The organism is uncultured Polaribacter sp. (assembly GCF_947503855.1).
Lineage (GTDB): Bacteria > Bacteroidota > Bacteroidia > Flavobacteriales > Flavobacteriaceae > Polaribacter.
Window position 1 is genome coordinate 162257 of record NZ_CANNFF010000007.1, and the last position, 25681, is coordinate 187937.

Genomic DNA, 25681 nt, shown 5'->3' on the forward strand with positions numbered 1-25681 from the left:
AATTAAAATGGCAGATTTAAAAGATTTCGCAGAACAATTAGTTAACTTAACAGTAAAAGAAGTTAACGAATTAGCTACTATCTTAAAAGATGAGTATGGTATTGAGCCTGCAGCAGCAGCAGTAGCAGTAGCAGGACCAGCAGCAGGTGGTGCTGACGGTGGTGCAGATGAGCAAACAGAATTTGATGTAATCTTAAAAGCAGCAGGTGGTTCTAAACTAGCAGTTGTAAAATTAGTTAAAGAATTAACTGGTTTAGGATTAAAAGAAGCTAAAGGTATCGTAGATAGCGCACCAGCTGCAGTTAAAGAAGGTGTTTCTAAAGACGAAGCTGAAGGTTTAAAAGCATCTTTAGAAGAAGCAGGAGCTGAGGTAGAGCTTAAGTAAGCTATTACTCCCGATTTCGAATTATCGAAAAACGGGAAAACAAATTTAGGTTTAGGTACTAAAAATAACAGTTTTTAGGCCTAAACCATTTTGTGTATATATTCGTTCTTTATTTTAATTCAGATTTTAATCAAAAAAATATTCTCTTTTGGCAACGAAAAACACTACTGAAAGAATCAACTTCGCAACTTCTCAAATGATAAAAGAATATCCAGATTTTTTGGATATTCAGGTAAAATCTTTTCAAGATTTTTTCCAACTTCAAACAAAGGCAGAAGAAAGAGGTGAAGAAGGTTTGTACAAAACCTTTATGGATAACTTTCCAATTACAGATACAAGAAATCAATTCGTATTAGAATTTTTAGACTACTTTGTAGACCCACCAAGATACTCTATACAAGAATGTATAGAAAGAGGTCTTACACACAGTGTTCCTCTAAAGGCACGTTTAAAATTATACTGTACAGATCCAGAACACGAAGATTTCGAAACTATTGTACAAGACGTATATCTTGGTACAATTCCTTACATGACAAACTCTGGTACCTTTGTAATTAATGGTGCAGAGCGTGTGGTGGTTTCTCAATTACACAGATCTCCTGGTGTATTTTTTGGGCAATCTTTCCATGCAAACGGTACAAAATTATATTCTGCAAGAGTTATTCCTTTTAAAGGATCTTGGATAGAATTTGCTACCGATATCAATCAAGTAATGTATGCTTATATTGATAGAAAGAAAAAATTACCAGTAACAACATTATTTAGAGCCATTGGGTTCGAGAGAGATAAAGATATATTAGAAATTTTTGATCTTGCAGAAGAAGTAAAAGTTTCTAAAGCTGGATTAAAAAAAGTATTAGGTAGAAAACTTGCGGCTAGAGTTTTAAAAACTTGGCATGAAGATTTCGTAGATGAAGATACAGGAGAAGTTGTATCAATCGAAAGAAACGAAATTGTTTTTGATCGTGATACAATCTTAGAAAAAGACCATATTGATGAAATAATTGATGCAGGTGCCAAAACAGTATTACTTCATAAAGAAGATAATCAAATGGCAGATTATGCAATTATTCATAACACATTACAAAAAGATCCTACAAACTCAGAAAAAGAAGCTGTAGAACATATCTATAGACAATTACGTAATGCAGAACCGCCAGATGAGGAAACTGCAAGAGGTATTATAGATAAGTTATTCTTCTCTGAACAACGTTATAATTTAGGTGAAGTTGGTCGTTTTAGAATGAACACAAAACTTCAGTTAGATGTTGATATGGATCAAAAAGTATTAACAAAACTAGATATTATTACAATTATCAAGTTTTTAATACAATTGATCAACTCTAAAGCAGAGGTAGATGATATTGATCACTTATCTAACAGACGTGTAAGAACTGTAGGAGAGCAATTAGCTGGTCAGTTTGGTGTTGGTTTAGCACGTATGGCTAGAACAATTCGTGAGCGTATGAATGTACGTGATAACGAAGTGTTTACACCAATCGATTTAATTAATGCAAAAACATTATCATCTGTAATTAACTCATTCTTTGGTACCAACCAATTATCTCAATTTATGGACCAAACCAATCCATTAGCAGAGATTACTCACAAACGTAAATTATCTGCACTTGGACCAGGTGGTTTATCTAGAGAAAGAGCAGGTTTTGAGGTGCGTGACGTGCACTATACACACTATGGTCGTTTATGTCCGATTGAAACTCCAGAGGGACCAAACATTGGTTTAATTTCTTCTCTATCAGTATTTGCTAAGGTAAATAATTTAGGGTTTATAGAAACTCCTTACAGAAAAGTAGAAAACGGTGTTGTAGCTGGTAAAGAGCCTATTTATTTAAGTGCAGAAGAAGAAGAAGGTATGAAAATTGCCCAATCTAATTTAGAACTTAAAGAAGATGGCGCTATTGTTTTAGATAGAGTTATTGCTCGTGAAGAAGGAGATTTCCCTGTTGTTAATCCTGAAGAGATTAATTATATGGATGTGGCTCCAAATCAAATTGCCTCTATATCTGCATCTTTAATACCATTTTTAGAGCATGATGATGCAAACCGTGCATTAATGGGATCTAACATGATGCGTCAAGCAGTACCATTATTACGCCCAGAATCTCCTATTGTAGGAACTGGTTTAGAAAGAAGAGTAGCAAAAGATTCTCGTATTTTAATAAATGCAGAAGGAGAAGGTGTAGTAGAATATGTAGATGCAAATAAAATAACCATTAAGTACGATAGAACAGAAGAAGAAAAAATGGTAAGTTTTGATTCTGATCAAGTTTCTTACGACTTAATTAAGTTTAGAAAAACCAACCAAGGTACTTCTATTAACCTGAAACCAATTGTAGAAAAAGGAGACAGAGTTACAGAAGGTCAAGTACTTTGTGAAGGTTATGCAACACAAAAAGGAGAATTAGCTTTAGGTAGAAATATGAAAGTAGCCTTTATGCCTTGGAAAGGGTATAACTTTGAGGATGCAATTGTAATTTCAGAAAAAGTAGTTCGCGAAGATATATTTACATCTATTCATATTGATGAGTATTCTTTAGATGTTAGAGATACAAAATTAGGAACAGAAGAGTTAACTAATGATATTCCTAACGTTTCTGAAGAAGCAACCAAAGACTTAGATGAAAATGGAATGATAAGAATTGGAGCAGAAGTAAATCCTGGTGATATCTTAATTGGAAAAATTACCCCAAAAGGAGAATCTGATCCAACTCCAGAAGAAAAATTATTACGCGCTATTTTTGGTGATAAAGCAGGTGATGTAAAAGACGCATCATTAAAAGCTTCGCCATCATTAAGAGGGGTCGTAATCGATAAAAAATTATTTAAGAGAGCGGTAAAAGATAAAAACAAAAGATTAAGAGATAAAGAAGCAGTAGCAACTTTAGAGCAATCTTTCGTTTCTAAATTCGAAACTTTAAAAGATCAATTAATAGAAAAGTTATTTGCACTAATTAGCGGAAAAACATCGCAAGGTGTGTTTAACGATTTAGGTGAAGAAGTTTTACCAAAAGGTAAAAAATACACCCTAAAAATGTTAAATTCTGTAGACGATTATGTTCACTTAACAGGTTCTTGGACAACAGATAGCGACTTAAATAAATTAGTTGGTGAGTTAGTTCATAATTATAAGATTAAAGTAAACGATTTACAGGGTTCTTTACGTCGTCAAAAATTTACAATCTCTGTAGGAGATGAATTACCAGCCGGAATCTTAAAACTTGCTAAAATTTACATTGCTAAAAAACGTAAATTAAAAGTAGGAGATAAAATGGCAGGTCGTCATGGAAACAAAGGTATTGTTGCACGTATTGTAAGAGCAGAAGATATGCCTTTCTTAGAAGACGGAACTCCAGTAGACATTGTTCTTAACCCATTAGGGGTACCATCTCGTATGAATATTGGTCAAATTTACGAAACTGTTCTAGGTTGGGCAGGTCAAAAATTAGACAAAAAATATGCAACACCTATTTTTGATGGAGCGTCTTTAGACGAAATCAACAAATATACAGATGATGCAGGTGTACCAAGATTTGGACACACTTATTTATATGATGGAGGAACAGGAAAACGTTTTGATCAACCAGCAACAGTTGGGGTAATTTATATGATTAAATTAGGACACATGATTGAAGATAAAATGCACGCACGTTCTATTGGTCCTTACTCATTAATTACACAACAACCATTAGGTGGTAAAGCACAATTTGGGGGTCAGCGTTTTGGAGAGATGGAAGTTTGGGCACTTGAAGCTTATGGAGCATCGAGTATCTTAAGAGAAATCTTGACTGTTAAGTCTGATGATGTTATGGGTAGAGCTAAAACATACGAAAGTATTGTGAAAGGTGAAGCTATGCCAGAACCAGGTTTACCAGAATCATTTAACGTATTAATGCACGAATTGAAAGGTTTAGGATTAGACGTTAGATTAGAAGAATAATTTTTAATAGTTGGTAGTTGTTAGTGCTTAGTTATTGGTTTCAATCCTTTAATTAGAATTTTGAGAGTCACAACTAAAAACTAACAACTAAAAACCAAAAACTATATAAAAGAACATGGCAAGAAAACAAGAAAAGTACACTGTAAAAAAGTTTAATAAAATCTCAATTGGTTTATCATCACCAGAAGCAATATTAGAAGTTTCTAAAGGTGAAGTTTTAAAACCAGAAACTATAAATTACCGTACACACAAGCCAGAAAGAGATGGTTTGTTTTGTGAGCGTATTTTTGGTCCTGTAAAGGATTATGAGTGTGCTTGTGGAAAATACAAAAGAATTCGTTACAAAGGGATTGTTTGTGATAGATGTGGGGTAGAAGTTACCGAAAAGAAAGTACGTAGAGATAGAGTAGGGCACATCAACTTGGTAGTTCCTGTAGCTCATATTTGGTACTTTAGATCATTACCTAACAAAATGGGATACCTTTTAGGTTTACCATCTAAAAAGTTAGATATGATTATCTATTACGAACGTTATGTTGTAATTCAACCAGGTATTGCTAAAAATGTAGAAGGAGAACCATTACAAAAAATGGATTTCTTAACAGAAGAAGAATACTTAGATATTGTTGATGAATTACCACAAGAAAATCAATATTTAGAAGACACAGACCCAAATAAATTTATTGCTAAAATGGGTGCTGAGTGTTTAATAGACTTATTGGCTAGAATCGATTTAGACCAATTATCTTTCGATTTAAGACACAAAGCAAATACAGAAACTTCTAAACAACGTAAAACAGAAGCATTAAAACGTTTAAATGTTGTAGAAGCATTTAGAGATTCTCAAAAAAATAGAGAAAACAATCCTGAGTGGATGATCATGAAGGCAATACCAGTAATTCCACCAGAATTACGCCCTCTAGTGCCTTTAGATGGTGGTCGTTTTGCAACCTCAGATTTAAATGATTTATATAGAAGAGTAATTATTAGAAACAATCGTTTAAAAAGATTGGTAGAAATAAAAGCTCCAGAAGTTATTTTACGTAATGAAAAACGTATGTTACAAGAATCTGTAGATTCATTATTTGATAACACACGTAAATCATCAGCAGTAAAAACAGAATCTAACAGACCATTAAAATCTTTATCAGATTCATTAAAAGGTAAACAAGGTCGTTTCCGTCAAAACTTATTAGGAAAACGTGTAGATTATTCAGCACGTTCTGTAATTGTAGTTGGGCCAGAAATGAAATTGTCTGAATGTGGATTGCCAAAAGATATGGCAGCAGAACTTTACAAACCTTTCGTAATTAGAAAATTAATAGAAAGAGGAATTGTTAAAACTGTAAAATCTGCCAAGAAAATTATAGATAGAAAAGAACCCGTTGTTTGGGATATTTTAGAAAATGTAATTAAAGGACATCCTGTTTTATTAAATAGAGCTCCTACTTTACACAGGTTAGGTATCCAAGCTTTTCAACCAAAATTAATTGAAGGAAAAGCAATACAATTACACCCATTAGCATGTTCTGCATTTAATGCCGATTTTGATGGAGATCAAATGGCGGTTCATTTACCATTAGGACCAGAAGCTATTTTAGAAGCACAATTATTAATGTTAGCTTCTCATAATATCTTAAACCCGGCAAATGGCGCCCCAGTAACTGTACCTTCTCAAGATATGGTACTTGGGTTATATTATATGACTAAAGAAAGAAAGTCAACCAAAGATGTTCCTATTAAAGGAGAAGGGTTAACATTCTATTCGCCAGAAGAAGTAACGATTGCTTTTAACGAGCAACAAGTAGACCTAAATGCTGGTATAAAAGTTAGAACTCAAGATATAGACGAAAACGGAGAGCAAGTAACTAAAATTATAGAAACTACTGTAGGTAGAGTTTTATTTAATGAAAAAGTACCTGCTGAAGCTGGATATATTAATGAGGTATTAACTAAGAAAAACTTAAGAGGAATTATTGGTGGAATTTTAAAAGCTACAGATATTCCTACAACAGGTGCTTTCTTAGATGAAATAAAAAATATGGGATATAAATTTGCCTTTGAAGGCGGTTTATCATTCTCATTAGGAGATATTATTATTCCTGCAGAAAAACAATCTATGATTGATGAAGCCAACAAAGAGGTAGACATGATTGTAGGAAATTATAACATGGGTATGTTAACGCAAAAAGAGCGTTACAATCAGGTAATTGATGTTTGGGGTTCTACCAACAATAGATTAACTGAATTATCCATGAAAAACTTAAGAGAAGACCAACAAGGTTTTAACTCTGTATATATGATGCTAGATTCTGGTGCAAGGGGTTCTAAAGAACAAATACGTCAGTTAACTGGTATGCGTGGTTTAATGGCAAAGCCTAAAAAATCTACTGCAGGTGGTGGAGAAATTATTGAAAACCCAATTCTTTCTAACTTTAAAGAAGGTTTATCAATCTTAGAATACTTTATCTCTACACACGGTGCTCGTAAAGGATTAGCAGATACCGCTTTAAAAACCGCAGATGCAGGTTACTTAACACGTAGACTGGTAGATGTATCTCAAGACGTTATAATTAACGAAGAAGATTGTGGTACATTAAGAGGTTTAGAAGTAGCTCCTTTAAAGAAAAACGATGAAATTGTAGAGTCTTTAGCAGACAGAATAGAAGGTAGAGTTTCTTTAAACAATGTTTATCACCCAATTACAGACGAAATCTTATTAGAAGCTAACCAGAGAATTACTTCTCAATTAGCAGAAGCTGTAGATAAATCTGGTATAGATGCTGTAGAAGTAAGATCTCCATTAAGTTGTGAATCTTCTAAAGGGATTTGTGCAAAATGTTATGGACAAAGTTTATCTACACTTAATAAAGTTCAAATTGGTGAAGCAGTTGGTGTAATTGCAGCACAATCTATTGGAGAGCCAGGTACACAGTTAACATTACGTACATTCCACGTTGGTGGGGTTGCAGGTAACATTTCTGAAGATAATAAGTTAACCGCAAAATTTGAAGGTAAAGTTGTTATAGAGGATTTAAGAACTGTTGTAGGTAAAAATAACGAAGGAAATGAAGTTGATATTGTAATTTCTAGAACAGCAGAAATTAAAATTATAGACAAGAAAACAGGAATCACGTTAAGTACTAATATTATTCCTTATGGTTCTATCATTTTTGATAAAGACAGAAAATCTATCAAAAAAGGAGATGTAATTGTACAATGGGATCCATTTAACGGTGTAATTGTTTCAGAATTTTCTGGAAAAGTGAAGTTTGATAATTTAGAGCAAGGTATGAACTATGCTGTAGAAATTGACGAACAAACAGGTTTCCAAGAGAAAGTAATTACAGATTCTAAGAATAAGAAAATTATAGCTTCTTTAATTATAGAAGATAAAGATGGTAATGCCCTACGATCTTACAGTTTACCAGTTGGTGCACATTTAATGGTCAATGACGGAGACACTGTAGAAAGTGGTAAAACATTAGTAAAAATACCTAGAAAATCTGGTAAAGCAGGTGATATTACAGGAGGTTTACCACGTGTAACAGAATTATTTGAAGCACGTAACCCTTCTAATCCATCTGTAGTTTCAGAAATTGATGGTGTAGTTTCTTTCGGAAAAATTAAACGTGGTAATAGAGAAATTATCGTTGAATCTAAAACAGGAGAAATTAGCAAGTATTTAGTAAAACTTTCTAACCAAATCTTAGTTCAAGAAAACGACTTTATTAAAGCGGGTATGCCATTATCTGATGGAGCAACAACACCTTCTGATATTTTAAGAATTAAAGGACCCTCTGCAGTACAAGAGTACTTAGTAAATGAAATACAAGAAGTATATCGTTTACAAGGTGTAAAAATTAATGACAAGCATTTCGAAGTTGTAGTTCGTCAAATGATGCGTAAAGTTAAAATTATAGATTCTGGAGATACATTATTCTTAGAGAATCAATTAATTCATAAAAACGACTTTATCGAAGAAAATGATGCAATTTACGGAATGAAAGTTGTTGAAGATGCGGGTGATTCTGAAAACTTAAAACCAGGTCAAATAATTTCTGCACGTCAATTAAGAGATGAAAATTCTTTATTAAGAAGAAACGATCAGAACTTAGTAGTAGCAAGAGAAGCTAGACCTGCAACTGCAGAACAAGTTTTACAAGGTATTACTAGAGCATCATTACAAACCAAATCGTTTATTTCTGCAGCTTCTTTCCAAGAAACTACAAAAGTATTAAACGAAGCAGCTGTAAATGGTAAAATAGATACTTTAGAAGGCTTAAAAGAAAATGTAATTGTTGGTAAGAAAATACCAGCAGGTACAGGAATGAGATCTTACGATAAAATTATTGTAGGACCCAAAGATGAGATAGAACAAAGTTTCTAAAAAAAAAAACGTGTAAACGTTTAAATATTTAAAAGTTGAATTGTTTACTGTAATTTTATTACACTATTCAATTCAACTTTTTTTTTGTCATTCCTGCGTAGGCAGGAATCCATAATATGAAAGTTTTAGATTCCTGCTTTCGTAGTAATGACATTTCGTTTTTAAGAATACAAGAGAAAATTACACAAGTAAACAAATTAACATTTAAATATAGAATAAATGGAAGAAAATCAAAATAAAGACGGCCAATTAAATATAGAGTTAGATCAAGAGGTTGCAGAAGGTACGTATTCTAACTTAGCAATCATCAATCATTCTGTATCAGAATTTATTGTAGATTTTATTAATATTATGCCAGGTGTACCTAAAGCAAAAGTGAAATCAAGAATTATTTTAACACCACAACACGCTAAAAGACTTACCAAAGCTTTGGCTGATAATGTTAGAAAATTTGAACAAGCACATGGTGAGATAAAAGATTATGAACAACCACCAATACCCATGAATTTTGGACCTACAGGACAAGCTTAATAAAAAAGCGAAACTTTTAAGTTTCGCTTTTTTTTATAGTTTTTTTGAATCGTATCATTTATAAAGATTAAACTAAAGTAGTATTATGTTACATATTAGTCATAAATAACAAATAAACACTTATATGTTGTAATGTTTTGTTAACTAGATATTTATCTGTTTTATGTTGAATAAATTGTAAAAAATAATTTAGTTAAACGTTAATTAAGCTTGTTTTTAAACTATTATTTAGTGTTTTCTTTTCATTTTATTAATCGGTTAAAGTTATTCTACATCTAATTTTGGAGAAAATTATAACTAAACTAAAATGAAACAATTGAATACTTTAAGACTTTTCTTATTTATTGCTGTACTTTCTTTAACAGCATTCCAAACATTTTCGCAAACAGGCACAATACAAGGTTTAATTACCGATGAAAATGGAATTTACGTTCCAGGTGCTAGTGTGTCTTTAGAAGCTATCAAAAAAGGTGATGTTACCAATTTTGATGGTAAGTTTACTATTGTAGCTGTACCAGTAGGTACTTATACTTTAAAAGTTACCTATTTGGGTTATAAAGATGTTGAACAATCAATAATTGTTAAGCAAAACCAAACAACTAAAGTAAGTTTACAATTAAAATCTGGAGGAATTGAATTAAATGAAATCCAAATAAAAACATACGCTTTAAGTGGTCAATCTAAAGCCTTAAATAAACAGAAAAATAATATTAATATTACCAATGTTGTTTCTACAGATCAGATTGGTAAATTTCCTGATGCTAACATTGGAGATGCTGTAAAAAGAATTCCTGGAATTACAATGCAAGTAGACCAAGGAGAAGCTAGAAATATAATTATTAGAGGGCTTTCTCCTCAATTAAACTCGGTTACTTTAAATGGTAGTAGAATCCCTTCAGCAGAAGGGGATAATAGAAATATTCAAATGGACTTAATTCCATCTGATATGATTCAGTCTATTCAAGTTAATAAAGCAGTTACTCCAGATATGGAAGCTGATGCTTTAGGTGGTTCTGTAAATTTAATTACTAGAACAGCTCCACAAGGATTTAGATTATCTGCAACTGCAGGTTCTGGTCTAAACACAATCACCGATAAAAGAATCTTAAATGGTTCATTTTTAGTAGGAAATCGTTCTAAAAACAAAAAATTTGGTTGGATGATTTCTGCAACTGTAAATGATAACGATTTTGGTTCTGATAATGTTGAAGCAGAATGGATAGATCAAGCTGTAAGCCCATTAACAGGGAATGATATTACTGTTAGCCCATATATTGCAGAATCTGATATTAGAACGTATTTAGTACAACGTGTTCGTAGAAGTTTTTCTGCAAATTTAGATTATCAGATTAACGATAATAATAACATCTACTTAAAAACAATGTACAATTGGAGAGATGATAGAGAGAATAGATATAGGTTACGCTACAGAAGTATTGAGCCAATATTTACTTCAGGAACTGATCAAATTATTGGTTATCAAGGTGAAATTAGAAGACAAACTAAAGGAGGTTTAAATAATGATAGAAATAAAAATACAAGATTAGAAGATCAACGTATGCAAAATTATACGTTGGGAGGTAAGCATGTATTTGGAAAATTGGAGTTTGATTGGTTTGGTTCTTTAGCTGCAGCTTCAGAAGAAAGATTAAACGAAAGATATATAGAATATGAGTTAAAAGAAAATCCAGCAGGAGACCCTATTCGTTTACAAGTAAATTTAAATAATACTAGATTTCCAGTAATAAATCCAAGTGTTGCAACTGATGCTACTTTAAGTAGATATTCTTTAAAAGAAATCACAGAAGAAAATCAGTTTACAGAAGAAAATGATGTAAATTTTGTAGCTAATTTTAAACTACCAACTAAAAAAGGATCTTTAAAATTTGGAGGAAGAATTAGAACAAAAAGTAAAGATAGAAATAATGACTTTTTTGAGCTTGCCCCAACAAATGCCACTTTTGATGATTTTTCTGCTTTGCCATTAATAGATAAAACAGATGCTAATTTTTTAGCAGGAAGTAGCTATGCAGCAGGTCAGTATGTAGATCCAGCTTTTTTAGGAGATCTTAATTTTAATAATGCGTCTCTGTTTGATAAAGAGTCTGTTGTTGATGAATTTTTAGGTGGAAATTACGATGCAAAAGAAGATGTATTTGCTGGATATGTAATGGTTACTCATAAGTTGAATGACAAGTTAACACTATTAGGAGGTTTACGATTAGAAACCACTAAAATAGAAACTACAGGTAATATTGTTAATTATGATGTAAATGGAGATTTTGATGGTGTTACATCAACAACAGAAAATAATTCATATACAAACATATTACCAGGCGTGCATTTAAAATATGATTTCACTAAAAACAATTCAGTACGTTTTGCTTGGACAAATACTATTGCAAGACCTAATTATATAGATTTGGTTCCTTTTAGAAACATCATAAGAGAAGATGCAGAAATAGAAATAGGAAATCCAGATTTAAACCCAACTACATCTATGAACTTTGATTTATTAGGTGAGCAATACTTTAAAAATGTTGGTATTTTATCAGGTGGTATTTTCTATAAAAAAATAGATAACTTTATTTATCCTTTAGTATCTCAAACTACAGATGATTCTCTTGGAGCAAACACAACAGGTTTTGATACAAAAAGGCCAGTAAATGGAGATGATGCTTCTATTTTTGGATTAGAGTTTGCGCTACAAAGACAATTAGATTTTTTACCAGGTTTCTTAAAGAACTTTAGCTTATATGTTAATTATACCTATTTAACGTCAAGCGCAAATGGTATTAGAAATGAAGATGGAGATGAAAGAAATGATTTAGATTTACCCAATACAGCACCTAATATGTTTAATGGTTCATTAGGGTATACTAATAAATTTTTTAGCGGTAGACTTTCAGCAAATTTCTCTGATTCTTATGTAGATGAAATTGGAGGAAATGCTTTTGAAGATCGTTATTATGACAAGCAATTCTTTCTAGATTTTAACACTACGTTTACCATCAATAAGAATTTAAGAATTTATGCAGATGTAAACAATATTACAGACCAACCTTTACGTTATTTTCAAGGAGTTAGTGATAGAACCATGCAAATGGAATATTATGGAAGAAGAATAACACTAGGTCTAAAGTATGATTTATTTAAAAAGTAATTTAGAATTGATAATGAAAACAATTCATAAATTAATCATCTGTTTTTTAAGTTCTTTTATACTGCTTTCTTGTGGTAACAAAAGTAAGTTACCCGTTATTAAACCAGATGTAATTACAGAAAATACTTTAAATGACACTGATGATCCTGCAATTTGGATTCACCCAACAGACACAGAAAAAAGTATTGTTTTTGGCACAGATAAAGAAACAAACGGAGCTATTTATGCTTTTGATTTACAAGGAAAAATTATTGAAGATAAAACCATTAGAAATATAAAAAGACCAAATAATGTCGATTTAGAATATGGTTTTAAATTAAATGATTCAACAAATACTGATATTTTAGTATTTACCGAAAGAGAAAAGCAACAAATTAGAGTTTTTTCTATTCCGGATATGAAAGCTTTAGATAATGGTGGATTTCCTGTTTTTGAAGATGCAACAAAGCCTGAATATAATTTACCAATGGGTGTAGCTATATATAAATCTGCAGTAGATTCCTCTTTTTATATAATTGTTGGTAGAAAATCTGGACCCAAAGAGGGCTATTTATATCAATATAAATTGACCTCAGAAAATAGCCTTCTAAAATCTACTCTAGTAAGAAAATTTGGAAAGTATAGTGGTCAAAAGGAAATCGAAGCAATTGCAGTAGATGCTGAAATGGGTTTTATTTATTATGCTGATGAAATGCATTGCATTCGTAAATATTATGCAGAACCATCAAAAGGTAATGATGAAATTAGTTGTTTTGGTGCTAAGTATTTTTATAGAGATATAGAAGGAATTGCCATTGCAAAACAAGAAAATGGTGCTGGCTATTTAATTGTCTCAGATCAACAAAAAGGACAATTTAACCTTTTTGATAGAAATACAAATACGTTTATAAAAGCTGTAAATTTATCTACTTTAGAGACAGATGGATGTGAGGTAGTTACAGTTGCGTTAAACAAAACATTTGATAGTGGTTTGTTTGTATCTATGAATAATAATAAAAACTTTTACTTCTATAATTTTAGTAAAATTATAGAATAGTTTAGATAAAATTCTATTTTTAAAAAAAAGCGAAACTTTTAAGTTTCGCTTTTTTTATATTTTAAATTTTTCTTGTTTTGTTCAATAACCAATAATCAGCTAAAACCAAAGCGGTCATTGCTTCTATAATCGGTACAGCTCTAGGTACAACACAAGGGTCATGCCTTCCTTTACCAGTAATTTCTGTAACTTCATTTTCTGAATTGATGGTTTGCTGAGAGCTCATAATAGTAGCTACAGGTTTAAAAGCAACTCTAAAGTAAATATCCATTCCGTTAGAAATTCCACCTTGTACACCTCCAGATAAATTGGATTGTGTAGTACCATCTGCATTAAAAATATCGTTATGCTCAGAACCTCTCATTTTTGCACCACAAAACCCACTACCAAATTCAAAACCTTTTACAGCATTTATAGATAACATTGCTTGGCCAAGTGCGGCATGTAATTTATGAAATATAGGCTCACCTAAACCAACAGGAACGTTTTGTGCTACACAAGTTATAGTTCCTCCAATAGTATCTCCCGCTTTTCTAATTTCTTTAATTTTAGCAATCATTTTCTCAGCAGAGACTTCATCTGGACAACGTACAATATTGCTTTCTGTTTTAGAAAAATCTACCTCCTGATAAGGTTTTTCCATAAAAATATCGCCCACAGAAGATGTAAAGGCATTAATATTAATGCTAGCAACCAATTGTTTTGCCAAAGCACCAGCTACAACCCAATTGGCAGTCTCTCTAGCAGAACTTCTACCACCACCTCTATAATCTCTTAAACCGTACTTTTGGTCGTAAGTAAAATCAGCATGAGAAGGTCTATATACATTTGTATTATGGTTGTAATCTTTAGATTTCTGATTTGTATTTCTAATCACAAAACCAATAGAGGTTCCTGTTGTTTTTCCTTCAAAAATTCCTGATAAAAATTCTACAGTATCTGGTTCTTTACGTTGAGTAACAATTTTAGATTGTCCAGGTTTACGTCTGTTTAGTTCTTCTTGTATAGCCTCAAAATCAATTTTTAAACCAGCAGGAAATCCATCAATAACACCACCAATAGCTGTTCCATGAGATTCTCCATATGTTGTAACTTTTAATAAATTTCCAAAAGAATTAAATGACATTTTATAGTAAATTTTAGAAATACAAATATAATAACATGTATAGATAAAACTTTAAAATTATTCTTTAAATAATGATTTCTAGTATTTTTTATTTGTAAATAAGCATTGATATTGAAATAGATAGCTTCTTTAAAAAATGATATTCAAAAAAGTAAAAAAAAACATCTTTTTTATTTTAAAGAAATAAAAAACCTTTCTATATTTGCATCCGCATTCAGGGAATACCTGATGAGGCTTCTGGAGAAATGGCAGAGTGGTCGAATGCGGCAGTCTTGAAAACTGTTGACTGTAACAGGTCCGGGGGTTCGAATCCCTCTTTCTCCGCTGAAATTTATTCAATTTCCAACAAAGTCCTGTAAACACTATGTTTATGGGACTTTTTAGTTTCTACAAAACATCAAAAAGTGTATTAAAAACCATTCTGTTGGTGACCTATTCGGTGACCTTTTTTAAACCTTATTTAGGTCACCTAATTTGTTAATAACTGTTTATAAATCAGCTATTTAAACAACTTTAAAGACCTCAATATTTTGTAAATTAATGTATAATTTTAAAGGTCACCAGAATGAACAAAACATTTGGATTATTGTACTACTTGAAGAAAAGTAAGGTAGATACACAGGGCAAATGCCCTATTTACTTACGTATTACTATAGATGGTAAACGTACAGAAATCAGCACAAAACGTGTTATTGAAATTAACAAGTGGAGTAATCAAGCCAATAAAGCTATTGGAAGAACAGAAGATATACGAGAACTAAATGCTTATTTAGATTCACTTACTACAAAAGTATATCAAAGTCAAAGAGATTTAATTCAAGACAATAAAGCTGTTACAACCGAAACGCTTAAAAATAAATTTTTAGGTATTGAAGATAAGGAAAGAACACTCATAACTATTTTTAACAATCACAACAAGCAAGTTGAAAAATTAGTTGGTAAAGAGTTTTCAGCTGGAACTTTAGAACGCTATAAAACAGTATGTAAACATCTGCAAGAGTTTATGCTACATCAATACAAAGTGAGTGATATATCCATAAAGAGAATAGACCACAAATATATTACAGATTTTGAGTTCTATTTAAAAACCGTTAGAAACTGCGGACACAACAGTACTATTAAGTATATCAAGAATTTTAAAAAGATAGTTCGTATTGCTATAGCCAACGATTGGATTAAAAAAGACCCATTTCTCAATTATAAAGTCCGTTTAAAAGAAGTAGAACGTCAATTTCTTTCTGAAGAAGAAATACAAGCAATGTTAGATAAAGAATTACACACAGCTCGTTTAGAACAAGTACGAGATATATTTGTATTCTGTTGCTTTACAGGTTTGGCATATAGCGACGTTAAGAAGCTCTCAAAAGACAATTTGGTATTTGGAATTGATGGAGATAAATGGATTAAAACAAAGCGTACTAAAACAGATACACGCAGTAATATCCCCCTACTTCCAACAGCTTTAGAAATCATCAAGAAATACGAGAACCATCCAGAGGCAGTAACAAAAGGTGTATTACTTCCTGTATTGAGCAATCAAAAGTCTAATGCCTATTTAAAAGAGATAGCAGACTTGTGTAGTATCAATAAAAACTTAACCACCCATTTAGCTCGTCATACATTTGCAACTACTGTAACACTCTCCAATGGAGTGCCAATGGAATCGGTAAGTAAAATGTTAGGTCATAAATCTTTAAAAACGACGCAACATTATGCTAAAATATTGGACAGAAAAGTAAGTGATGATATGGCTATTCTGAAACAAAAGTTTATAGACAAAACGAATCTGGAAGAATCCAAACGATTAGCCAATTAGGAGATATAAACATCCTATAAAAAAAAGTGATACAGTTTTTGTTTTATGCAATTAAAACCCTTGTCAAATCAAGGGTTTTTCTTCTTGAATAAGTTGCACTTTTTGTTTATAACTGTTAATAACTTCGTTTTAAGAAACACTCAAAATGTCGTAAATTAACACAATATAAATCAGGTGTTTACACCTTCTAATACAATTTGATTGATTATGCATTTAGAACTTATTACAAAGGATGATTTAAAGACTCTTAAACAGGAAATCATTACAGAACTTAAAACAATTATTGGAAGCAAGACAGAGCAAAAAAAATGGTTAAAATCGGCAGACGTACGTGAGCTATTAAATATCTCTCCAGGGACGTTGCAGAATTTACGAATCAATGGTACACTACCTTACACTAAAATGGGTAAAACGATGTACTATGAGTATGACGAAGTAGTTAAAATTTTAACCCAAAACAAAAGTGCTTAATGAGATTATACATACCAGAAAATTTAGACATAGATCAAATTGTTTATGATTACCCTCCTAATTTTAAGAAATATAAGCACAAAAGAGATAAGCTATTATATGTTATTCATTTAATAAATGCGCTTACACTCTATAATAAAGAGTTAATGTATGATGATTTTGTGTCTATTAGTGCAAAAATCTTACAGGACAAAATCTCTAATTACAAAGAGTACTTAAATTATCTTATCAATGTTGCAAAAATTATAGAAACGGATAATCAATATTTTGTTGGGTCAAAATCAAAAGGGTTTAGACTTACTGAAAAATATAGATGCGAAGTAGCTATTCATTCTATTAGCGACCAAACATTTCACAGGAAATTAAAAATTGAACGTAACAATAGAGAAGTTTCAGTAAAGCATCTAAACTACCTAACAAAATGGTTTGATGAAAAATTAGAAATTGATATTGATTACGTCAACAAGTTTTTAGCCGAAGAATATGCGTTGAAGAAAGACAACAAATCTTTGTGGCAATCCAAAAAGGTTAATAACTATGGTAAGGTCGAAGTCAAATATAAAAGACCGATTGACCAATTAAACCACGCAAAAATTAGCGCAGAAAAAATAAGTCGTCAAGATTATTATTTGTTGCACGATGATAATGTATATCGTTTCCATTCCAACCTTACTAATATGCGAAGCGTCATTAGAAATGCAGTAACATATGATGGCCAAAAATTAATTTCGATTGATATTAAAAATAGCCAACCCTATTTAAGCACTATATTGTTGAGTCGCTCGTTCTGGATTGAGCAAAAAAATGAGCCAAATGCACCAAAAGAGTTATCAATTACGTTTGACGAGCCCAAAAAGTCATTATCTTATTCTTTTAATAATATAAATGATAATAATTATGAGGTTGGTAGTAGGATTGATGATAGATTAAATATATCACATATAAAAGTACACGATACTGATTCTTACATTATGTTAGGAGATATTGATAAAACCCTTATGAATAATGAGTTTAGTCAGTATATAAATCTTGTGGTGAGTGGTACACTTTATGAGTTTTTAGAACACCAGTTTAGTCAACGATTGGGAGAAACATTTGCAAACCGTAAAGAGGTTAAAACAGCAGTATTCCAAGTACTGTTTACAGATAACAGGTTTTTAGGACAGGAAGATGCGAAACCGAAGAAAATGTTTAAGGAGATGTTTCCATACGTGTATGAGGTGTTTAGACAGATTAAGAAGAAAGACAACTCACTACTTCCAAGATTATTGCAAAGTATTGAGAGTTATTTAATGATAGATATTATAGCAAAGCGTATATTCATAGAATATCCAGATGCACCAATTTACACAATACACGATAGTATTTCTACTACAGAAGAATATGTAGATGTTGTTGAGGCGATAATGAAAGAGGAATTATCTAAAGCCATTGGTCACGAACCTAAATTATCTCGTGAGGTATGGTGTAAAAGCAATATGGTTAAGCATCTTGGAACTTTGGAAGAAAAAGCAAAAGTGGTTGCATAAATAACCCAGCAGAACCCAATTAACCCAGTGGTTTTTTTGGGTTTTATTATTAACTTGGAAATATTCCAATTATAGTTTAAAAAGATTAGTAAATTTGGTTTTTATAGATTTAACAATAAATACACTTTATAAATAATGTCAAACAATATAGCTAAACCATTTCTTAAATGGGCAGGTGGTAAAACACAACTTATTGATGAAATAAAGAACAACCTACCAGTAAATTTAAATAATAACTCCTTTACCTTCATCGAACCATTTGTTGGTAGTGGTGCTGTATTTTTTTGGATGATGAATAAGTTTCCAAATATTGAAAAAGCTGTTATTAATGATATAAATACAGATTTAACGGATTGTTATATTTCAATTAAAGATGATTTAGAAGATTTAATAAAAATTCTATCAAAATATCAAGCTGAATACCACCCTATTTTTAACGATAAGGAAAAAGCGAAAGAATATTATTATGAAAAGCGCACATTATTTAATACTCGAAAATCATCTCGAACAGTACAAAGTGCATTGTTTATATTTTTAAATAAAACTTGCTTCAATGGGCTTTATAGAGTAAACAGCAAAAATCAATACAATGTTCCTATTGGAAGATCCAAATCTTTACCAAATATATGTAACGAGTCTAATTTAAAAGCTGTTTCAGAAGTTTTACAAAGAACAATTATTTTAAATGGCGATTATGCAGAGACTTTAGAACATACTGATGATAATACATTATTCTATTTTGATCCACCATACAAACCATTAAGTGAAACTTCAAGTTTTAATTCTTATGCTAAAGATGTATTTAATGATAAGCAACAAATTAGATTAAAAGAATTTTGTGAAACTTTAAATAATTTAGGTCACCAATGGATTTTAAGTAATTCTGATATGAAAAATATAAATCCTGATGATAATTTCTTTGATGATTTATATGAACAGTTTAATATTTTTAGAGTAAATGCAAGAAGGAGTATTAACTCTAAAGGAAACAAAAGAGGAAAATTAACAGAATTATTAATTACCAATCTATCTTAATGAAAAGATTAACCAACCTTTTAAATTTTAATTCGGATGATGACCTATTTGATTATTTAATATCAACCCTAAAAGTTAAAGGTATCACACAGTGGGACTACTATGTTAAATGGGATAAAGTTCATAACAATATAAAACCTTACGAGGTAGAATTAAATATTCTAAATGTTCTTATAGGAAAACAAAATATAAAGGAAGAACTAACTAATTTAATATTACAATACCCTAAAGTAGTAAACGTAATTCCATTATTATTAGCTATTCGTTTTAAAAACAAGAAAGAACAGAAAATAAATATCGTTTCAAACATTAAAACATTTGAATATGACCATTTTGACCTATCTATAAAAGTCCCAAACAAATTTGAAGCTGAAAACATTGCTTCTTTTTTTATGGGTTGCGGTTTAGGTGATTTAGTTAAAGATAAAAAAGTTAAAAATTTAGTTGACTATGCTACAGGTGTTGAAGTTGGTTTAGATAGTAATGGCAGAAAGAACAGAGGTGGTCATCAAATGGAAAATGCTGTTGAGTTTTATATCAACCAAGTTTGCGAAGAGTTAAACCTTACATACCTTAAAGAAGGCACTGCAAAAACTATTAAAGAGAAATGGGGTATTCAAATTGCTGTTGATAAGTCTTCAAGGAGAATAGACTATGTAATAAATAACAATGGTAAACTATATTTTTTTGAAGTAAATTTTTATAATGGCGGAGGTTCTAAATTAAAGTCGACAGCTACAGAGTATGTAAATATGAATCAATATTGGAATAATCAAAATATTGAATTTATTTGGATAACAGATGGTGCTGGATGGATTAACACGCAAAAGCCATTAAGAGAATATTTTGATAAAGCAGAATATTTATTGAATTTAGAAATGCTAAAAAATGGGATTCTTAAAAAAATTATATAATAACATAAAAGTATTTATGGAAACCAACTTAAATAAAATTAAAGAAAGTAAGTATCTTAATAAAAACTTTTGGGGTTATACCATTTTGTATCTTTTAGGCAATACAATACCGATTTGGTTTTTGTTAATTATAAATTTGATTGAGAAAAAGTTTAGTTGTAGCGTAGTAATTGAATCAATTCATCAACCTTTTACTTATTTAGTTTTAAGTGGTACGCTCCTTTCTACTACACTATACCTTTGGCTTAAAAGTGTTAAATCAAATTCTGAAAACAACAGTTTACCAACTTCAATGTTGATATTCATTTTTATTTTTCTACCACTCCTCGGATATTTATTTATTAAAACAAATAATAAATCAATAGAAGAAATAAGTTTAGCATTAAGCGTAGTCATTTACCTGATATTTGGTGTATCATTATTAATTTATTTATTCTATCAAGCAAACGATTTTGTAGGTATTAAAAAGACTAATGCTGTTAATGATAATTCTAAAGGAAAAGAAAGAGAAAAGAATGAGATTGACCAATTAAAAAAAGATTTAGAAAATTTAAAAAAGGAAGATAATGTCTAAACCAGAAACAGTTACAATAGAGTGTGTTGAAGTTAGACAGCCGATTGATGTTTTCTATTCTGGAAAATTAGGCTGGAAAGAACTATTTGATATAGCATATTCAGATATTAGAAGAATTGAGGACGAAACTGATTTGTATTTTGGCTTACAAAGAAGGTTATCTCCTAATAGGTTAAAGCAAATTGCTAAATACGTTTCATTTAGTGATGCTACTTTTCCAACAAGTATTGTATTATCTATTTCAACTAAAGATGAAGAAGGCAATAGCTTAATTGAATCCTATAAAGATGGTAAATTAGTTTTAAAAAATAAACCGAACATTGCTAAAATAATAGATGGACAACATAGAGTCTTTGGGTTAAAAAAATATATTGAATCTAATGGGTTGTTTGTTGATGGGTTCGTTTTCGATTTAATTGTTACAGTATTTCTTGATATGTCACCTGAAGATGAAGCAATGGTCTTTTCTACAATAAATAAAGCTCAAACTAAAGTAAACAAATCTCTTGTTTATGATTTATTTAGCTTGTCAGAATCAAGAAGCCCACAAAGAACTTGTCATAATATAGTTAAGTTTTTAAATGAAGAAGGAACACCCTTTAAAGGTAAAATTAAGAGACTTGGTACTGCAATTTCAAATATTGAAACAGTTACTCAAGCTACGTTGGTTGAGTCTATCCTAAAATACATATCAAAAGAACCATTAGTTGATAGGGACAAAATGATAAGAGGTAATAAACTTGAAAAGGTTTCAGGTAATGATGAGAAAAAGCTGTTTTTAAGAAATTGGTTTATTGAAAAAGAGGATAGTAAGATTTTAAAAATATTACTTAATTATTTTGATGCTATATCATCTAAATGGAGTGATGCTTGGTTTGATGACTCAAAGATTTTATCTAAATCAACAGGTATAATAGCTTTTATGAGACTATTAAAAGATTTTGTTGAACATTATGCTACTAATAAAATAATTACCGAAAAAGAGTTTAGAGATATATTAGATAAAGTTACATTAAGCAATGCTGATTTTACTAATGCAGAATATGCATCTGGTGGTGTAGGTCAATCAAAATTATATAATAAACTTAAAGAAGACACTAACCTCTAATGAATAATGAAACTTGTATTCACGGTGGTATCTCTCCTGTTAGCTTATTAGAAAGTTTACATCATAGTCAAGGTGGTAGTGGTAGACATCGTTGCCCAACTTGTGCCTTTGAGGAAGGTTTTATTGTAGGTAGTAGTGGTAAATGGAAAAGCTATGATGATTATTCTTTGTCTATCATAGATCCTGAAAAGTGTCCTCAAGGGAGTATAGCTCCTTCAATAGTCTTAAAGAATTTAGGAGAGAATCAAGGTGGTGCAGGTAGACACAAATGTACTAATTGTGCATTTAAACAAGGTTTTGAGGTTGCTATATTGGAAAACAATATTGATAACATTCAATTAGTTTTAGTTAAAGCACCAAGCGTAAAAATAACCAAAAAGAAAAGGCGATTTTCTCCATCAAAGAATATTGATTTTATTGAAAAAGAATTAAAAAACAAACATTTGGGCTTACTTGGAGAACTGCTTGTTTTACATACAGAAAAAAAATATTTATGTGATAACAATAGACCTGATTTAGCTGAAAAGGTAGAACATACCTCTGTAGTAAGAGGCGATGGTGCAGGCTATGATATTCTTTCATTTAATCTGAAGGATGAAGAAAAATATATTGAAGTTAAAACTACGAGGAGTAATATATCAAGACCATTCTACTTGACAAGTAATGAAATCGAATATTCTAAATTAAACAACGACAACTATTTTCTTTATCGACTCTTTGATTTTGATACAAATTTAAATGTAGGTAAATATTATAAAGTACAAGGTGATTTATATACGAAATTAAATTTAGAACCAATACTATATTTAGCAACACCCAAGTAATGGCAAGATTAATAAAAGATTTAAAAAACAATAGAAAAGTAATATTTGACTCTGGTAGTTTTGATGAATGGTGCGTATATGTAGTTGAAGAAGATGGAAGTAGAAAAGCTCCTTTTGATGTGGATTATTTTACAGATTTAAAAACATTATCTGCTCATTATACTGGTAACAAAGTTTATGTTGATTTTGTTACGATATATAGCTTAACAACGAAAAGCATTGATGCAAATGTTATTAATCAAATTAATAAAATTGTTATTACATATCAAAATCAACATCAAATTATCATAGAACAATGGTTTACAGTTTTATATGCTGGTATGATAGCAGAAGAAAACAAACAATTTGCAATTCTTAAAAAACGTGTCAAAAGATTAGGGATGCACCAAGTTTTAATTGATAACTTATCTCCAAGTATTGCAGCTAATTTTAGTAAAGGAAAAAAATGGCGTGAATTAGATGCTATAATGAGACCCAAAGGGTTTTAATTATATATAGAATGAAGGCGCTATTATATTAACACTGTTACAATTAAAAAGTACAGGTCTCCCAACCCCGTGATTGTTAGTTCTTGCACGTACATTATTTATAGTTAAATGCCCAATCTTCGCTAATGCTCCTTCAAAAAATCTTTGATAAGGTAATTTTCGACCAGCATATCTTGGTTGTGGATAATTTATTTCCTCTTGTAGTGTAATCCAATATATTAGTTCTTTTTGTGTTTGTGCAAAAAAAGTATTTGTAGATGTTAGTCCATATGTATATAAATCATCTAAAGCCTCTTTTAATTCGTTAAAATTTTGAGGTGTAACCATATTGTAAATACCATTAACTATATTAATATGTGTTGGTGCTACTCCATTTCTTGAAAGTCTATAATCACCTTTCTTTTTATATCCTGGATAATCAATTCGTAAACTCCCTACAGTAAAATGATTTTTTTCATTTTGTGCTAATGCGTTATATAGATTTGTCATATGTTGAACTCCTTGTGGATAGGTCATAATAATAGTATTTAAACTTTAATGGTTTATTTTTGGGTAAATATAATTACTTTGGTTAAATGTTAAAATTTTATCATAAATCTGAAAATGAAAATTTCAAACTTTTAAAAGGTGATGCAAAAAAGGTAATCCCCAAAATTGATGATAAGTTTGATATGGTATTTGCTGATCCTCCTTATTTTTTATCAAGTGGTGGTAACACGATAGAAAGCGGTAAAATAGTAAGTGTAAATAAAGGTACTTGGGATAAATCTAAAAGTAGAAGGGAGATGACTAACTTTAATCGTAAATGGTTATCTGCGGTTAGAGAAAAAATGAATGATGACGCATCAATATGGATTAGCGGTACACTGCATAATATTTTTAATATAGTTCAAGTATTAGATGAATTAGATTTTAAAGTATTAAATGTAATAACTTGGCAAAAAACAAACCCTCCCCCACATTTAGCTTGTAGATATTTTACACATTCTACTGAACAAATTATTTGGGCACGTAAATCTCAAAAGAAAGGACATTATTTCAATTATGATTTAATGAAAGAGATTAACGAAAATAAACAAATGAAAGATGTTTGGACTTTACCTGCAATCGCTCCTTGGGAGAAAAAATTTGGTAAGCATCCTACTCAAAAACCATTATCAGTATTAACAAGACTTATATTGGCTTCTACTAAACCTAATGCATTAATATTAGATCCATTTACAGGCAGTAGTACAACAGGTATAGCAGCAAACCTTTTAGGTCGAAGATTTATAGGTATTGATAAATTAAATAAATACTTAAATTTAGGTGTTGCAAGAAAAAAAGAACTTGATAGTATTGAAAATTTAGAACTCTATTGTAGTAAAATAAGAGGGTTTAACGAAAAGAATAAATTATTTGAGATTATAGAAAAACAAAAAAGTAATGAATATATATAGTTTAGCAAAAAACAATTCTATTAAGCATATCAAGGAAACTCCTTTTAAACTTGAACGTGATATTCAAAATGTTTTTGAGCAGAATTTAAAGGAAGTATTAGGTTTAGTTTTAGTTAAATCTGAATTTACCATAAAAAATAAGAGGATAGATACGTTAGCTTATGATACACAATCTAAAGCGTTTATAATTATTGAATACAAAAGAAGTAAAAACATTAGTGTTGTAGATCAAGGTTTTACATATTTAAGTTTAATGCTTGAAAATAAAGCCGATTTTATAGTAGAATATAATGAAACTCTAAAGTCAACACTAAAACGTACAGATGTAGATTGGAGTCAAACGAGAGTAATTTTTGTTTCTACGAGTTTTACAGAAAATCAAAAAACAGCTACTAATTTTAAAGATATAGCTATTGAATTATGGGAAGTCAAAAAATATGAAAATGATTTAATTAGTATAAACCCTATAAAGAAAAGTAATTCAGCAGAAAGCATTAAACCAATTACATCTTCAAATTCACAATTAGAATCAGTTACAAAAGAAATTAAAGTATATACTGAAGAAGAACATTTAATTAATAAACCTGATGCTGTTATTGAACTGTATGAGAGTTACAAGGAAGCCATTTTAAATTTAGCAGATGATATTGATATAAAAGCAACTAAATTATATATTGCCTTTAAAAAAGACAAAAATCTTTCAGATATAGTTATACTGAAAAAAGGTTTAAAGATTTTTATAAATCTAACAAAAGGGAATTTAGATGATCCAAAAGGAATTATGAGAGATGTTTCAAATACTGGTCATTGGGGTAATGGAGATTATGAAACCATTGTAAAAAACACGAAGGATATGGAATATATTATGAGTCTCATTAAACAAGCGATTTAAGT

General features: G+C 30.5%; 19 protein-coding genes and 1 tRNA gene. 18 read left to right on the plus strand and 2 right to left on the minus strand.

The window, feature by feature from the left end; translation table 11 throughout:
• The first annotated feature begins 7 nt into the window (after nt 1-7).
• From rplL to Q0662_RS07895, 6 genes are all read left to right on the plus strand, one after another.
• Nucleotides 8-385, plus strand: coding sequence for a 50S ribosomal protein L7/L12 (gene rplL, locus Q0662_RS07870; protein WP_298948522.1), 378 nt, complete (start codon nt 8-10; stop codon nt 383-385).
• Nucleotides 386-533: 148 nt separating this feature from the next.
• Nucleotides 534-4343 carry a DNA-directed RNA polymerase subunit beta gene (gene rpoB, locus Q0662_RS07875; protein ID WP_298948525.1) on the plus strand — a complete coding sequence of 1270 codons (3810 nt, stop codon included), beginning with the start codon at nt 534-536 and terminating at the stop codon, nt 4341-4343.
• Nucleotides 4344-4458: 115 nt separating this feature from the next.
• Complete coding sequence (gene rpoC / locus Q0662_RS07880; protein WP_298948528.1) at nt 4459-8733, plus strand: DNA-directed RNA polymerase subunit beta'; 4275 nt, start codon at nt 4459-4461, stop codon at nt 8731-8733.
• Nucleotides 8734-8952: 219 nt separating this feature from the next.
• Nucleotides 8953-9264, plus strand: a complete 312-nt coding sequence (locus Q0662_RS07885; protein WP_298948531.1) for a DUF3467 domain-containing protein — start codon at nt 8953-8955, stop codon at nt 9262-9264.
• Nucleotides 9265-9571: 307 nt separating this feature from the next.
• Nucleotides 9572-12427 (plus strand): TonB-dependent receptor, encoded by a 2856-nt coding sequence (locus tag Q0662_RS07890; protein WP_298948533.1) that lies wholly within the window; start codon nt 9572-9574, stop codon nt 12425-12427.
• A gap of 13 nt (nt 12428-12440) precedes the next feature.
• A complete protein-coding gene (locus tag Q0662_RS07895) occupies nt 12441-13463 on the plus strand; it encodes a phytase (protein WP_298948601.1) in 1023 nt (340 codons plus the stop codon).
• A 61-nt stretch (nt 13464-13524) separates the two neighbouring features.
• Here the strand turns inward: Q0662_RS07895 and aroC are convergent, their stop codons facing one another.
• Nucleotides 13525-14589, minus strand: a complete 1065-nt coding sequence (gene aroC / locus Q0662_RS07900) for a chorismate synthase (RefSeq protein ID WP_298948536.1) — start codon at nt 14587-14589, stop codon at nt 13525-13527.
• Between the two features lie 239 nt (nt 14590-14828).
• Here aroC and Q0662_RS07905 point away from each other — a divergent pair.
• The 10 genes from Q0662_RS07905 to Q0662_RS07950 all read left to right on the plus strand — a co-directional run bounded on the left by Q0662_RS07905 (nt 14829) and on the right by Q0662_RS07950 (nt 23348).
• Nucleotides 14829-14913 (plus strand) — tRNA-Ser (locus tag Q0662_RS07905).
• A gap of 241 nt (nt 14914-15154) precedes the next feature.
• Nucleotides 15155-16405 (plus strand): site-specific integrase, encoded by a 1251-nt coding sequence (locus Q0662_RS07910; protein ID WP_298948538.1) that lies wholly within the window; start codon nt 15155-15157, stop codon nt 16403-16405.
• 207 nt (nt 16406-16612) lie between these two features.
• The gene (locus tag Q0662_RS07915; RefSeq protein WP_298948540.1) at nt 16613-16876 is read left to right on the plus strand and encodes a helix-turn-helix domain-containing protein; all 264 of its coding nucleotides are present in this window, start codon (nt 16613-16615) and stop codon (nt 16874-16876) included.
• Nucleotides 16876-18405, plus strand: a complete 1530-nt coding sequence (locus Q0662_RS07920; RefSeq protein ID WP_298948543.1) for a hypothetical protein — start codon at nt 16876-16878, stop codon at nt 18403-18405. Before Q0662_RS07915 ends, Q0662_RS07920 begins: the two co-directional genes overlap by 1 nt.
• 135 nt (nt 18406-18540) lie before the next feature.
• Nucleotides 18541-19440 carry a DNA adenine methylase gene (locus tag Q0662_RS07925; protein WP_298948545.1) on the plus strand — a complete coding sequence of 300 codons (900 nt, stop codon included), beginning with the start codon at nt 18541-18543 and terminating at the stop codon, nt 19438-19440.
• Nucleotides 19440-20354 (plus strand): type II restriction endonuclease, encoded by a 915-nt coding sequence (locus Q0662_RS07930; RefSeq protein ID WP_298948547.1) that lies wholly within the window; start codon nt 19440-19442, stop codon nt 20352-20354. Before Q0662_RS07925 ends, Q0662_RS07930 begins: the two co-directional genes overlap by 1 nt.
• Entirely contained in the window at nt 20329-20928 is a 600-nt protein-coding gene (locus Q0662_RS07935) for a hypothetical protein (RefSeq protein ID WP_298948549.1), read from the plus strand. The genes Q0662_RS07930 and Q0662_RS07935 overlap by 26 nt, the downstream gene beginning before the upstream one ends.
• Complete coding sequence (locus Q0662_RS07940) at nt 20921-22036, plus strand: DGQHR domain-containing protein (protein WP_298948551.1); 1116 nt, start codon at nt 20921-20923, stop codon at nt 22034-22036. Before Q0662_RS07935 ends, Q0662_RS07940 begins: the two co-directional genes overlap by 8 nt.
• Nucleotides 22036-22860, plus strand: a complete 825-nt coding sequence (locus tag Q0662_RS07945) for a DUF3883 domain-containing protein (protein ID WP_298948552.1) — start codon at nt 22036-22038, stop codon at nt 22858-22860. Before Q0662_RS07940 ends, Q0662_RS07945 begins: the two co-directional genes overlap by 1 nt.
• The gene (locus Q0662_RS07950; protein ID WP_298948555.1) at nt 22860-23348 is read left to right on the plus strand and encodes a hypothetical protein; all 489 of its coding nucleotides are present in this window, start codon (nt 22860-22862) and stop codon (nt 23346-23348) included. Before Q0662_RS07945 ends, Q0662_RS07950 begins: the two co-directional genes overlap by 1 nt.
• Here Q0662_RS07950 and Q0662_RS07955 read toward each other — a convergent pair whose 3' ends face one another.
• Nucleotides 23349-23837 carry a hypothetical protein gene (locus tag Q0662_RS07955; protein ID WP_298948558.1) on the minus strand — a complete coding sequence of 163 codons (489 nt, stop codon included), beginning with the start codon at nt 23835-23837 and terminating at the stop codon, nt 23349-23351.
• A gap of 86 nt (nt 23838-23923) precedes the next feature.
• On the opposite strand from Q0662_RS07955, the gene Q0662_RS07960 reads away from it, so the two are divergent.
• The gene (locus Q0662_RS07960; RefSeq protein WP_298948561.1) at nt 23924-24787 is read left to right on the plus strand and encodes a DNA methyltransferase; all 864 of its coding nucleotides are present in this window, start codon (nt 23924-23926) and stop codon (nt 24785-24787) included.
• The gene (locus Q0662_RS07965; protein ID WP_298948564.1) at nt 24774-25679 is read left to right on the plus strand and encodes a DUF5655 domain-containing protein; all 906 of its coding nucleotides are present in this window, start codon (nt 24774-24776) and stop codon (nt 25677-25679) included. The genes Q0662_RS07960 and Q0662_RS07965 overlap by 14 nt, the downstream gene beginning before the upstream one ends.
• Nucleotides 25680-25681: the final 2 nt, after the last annotated feature.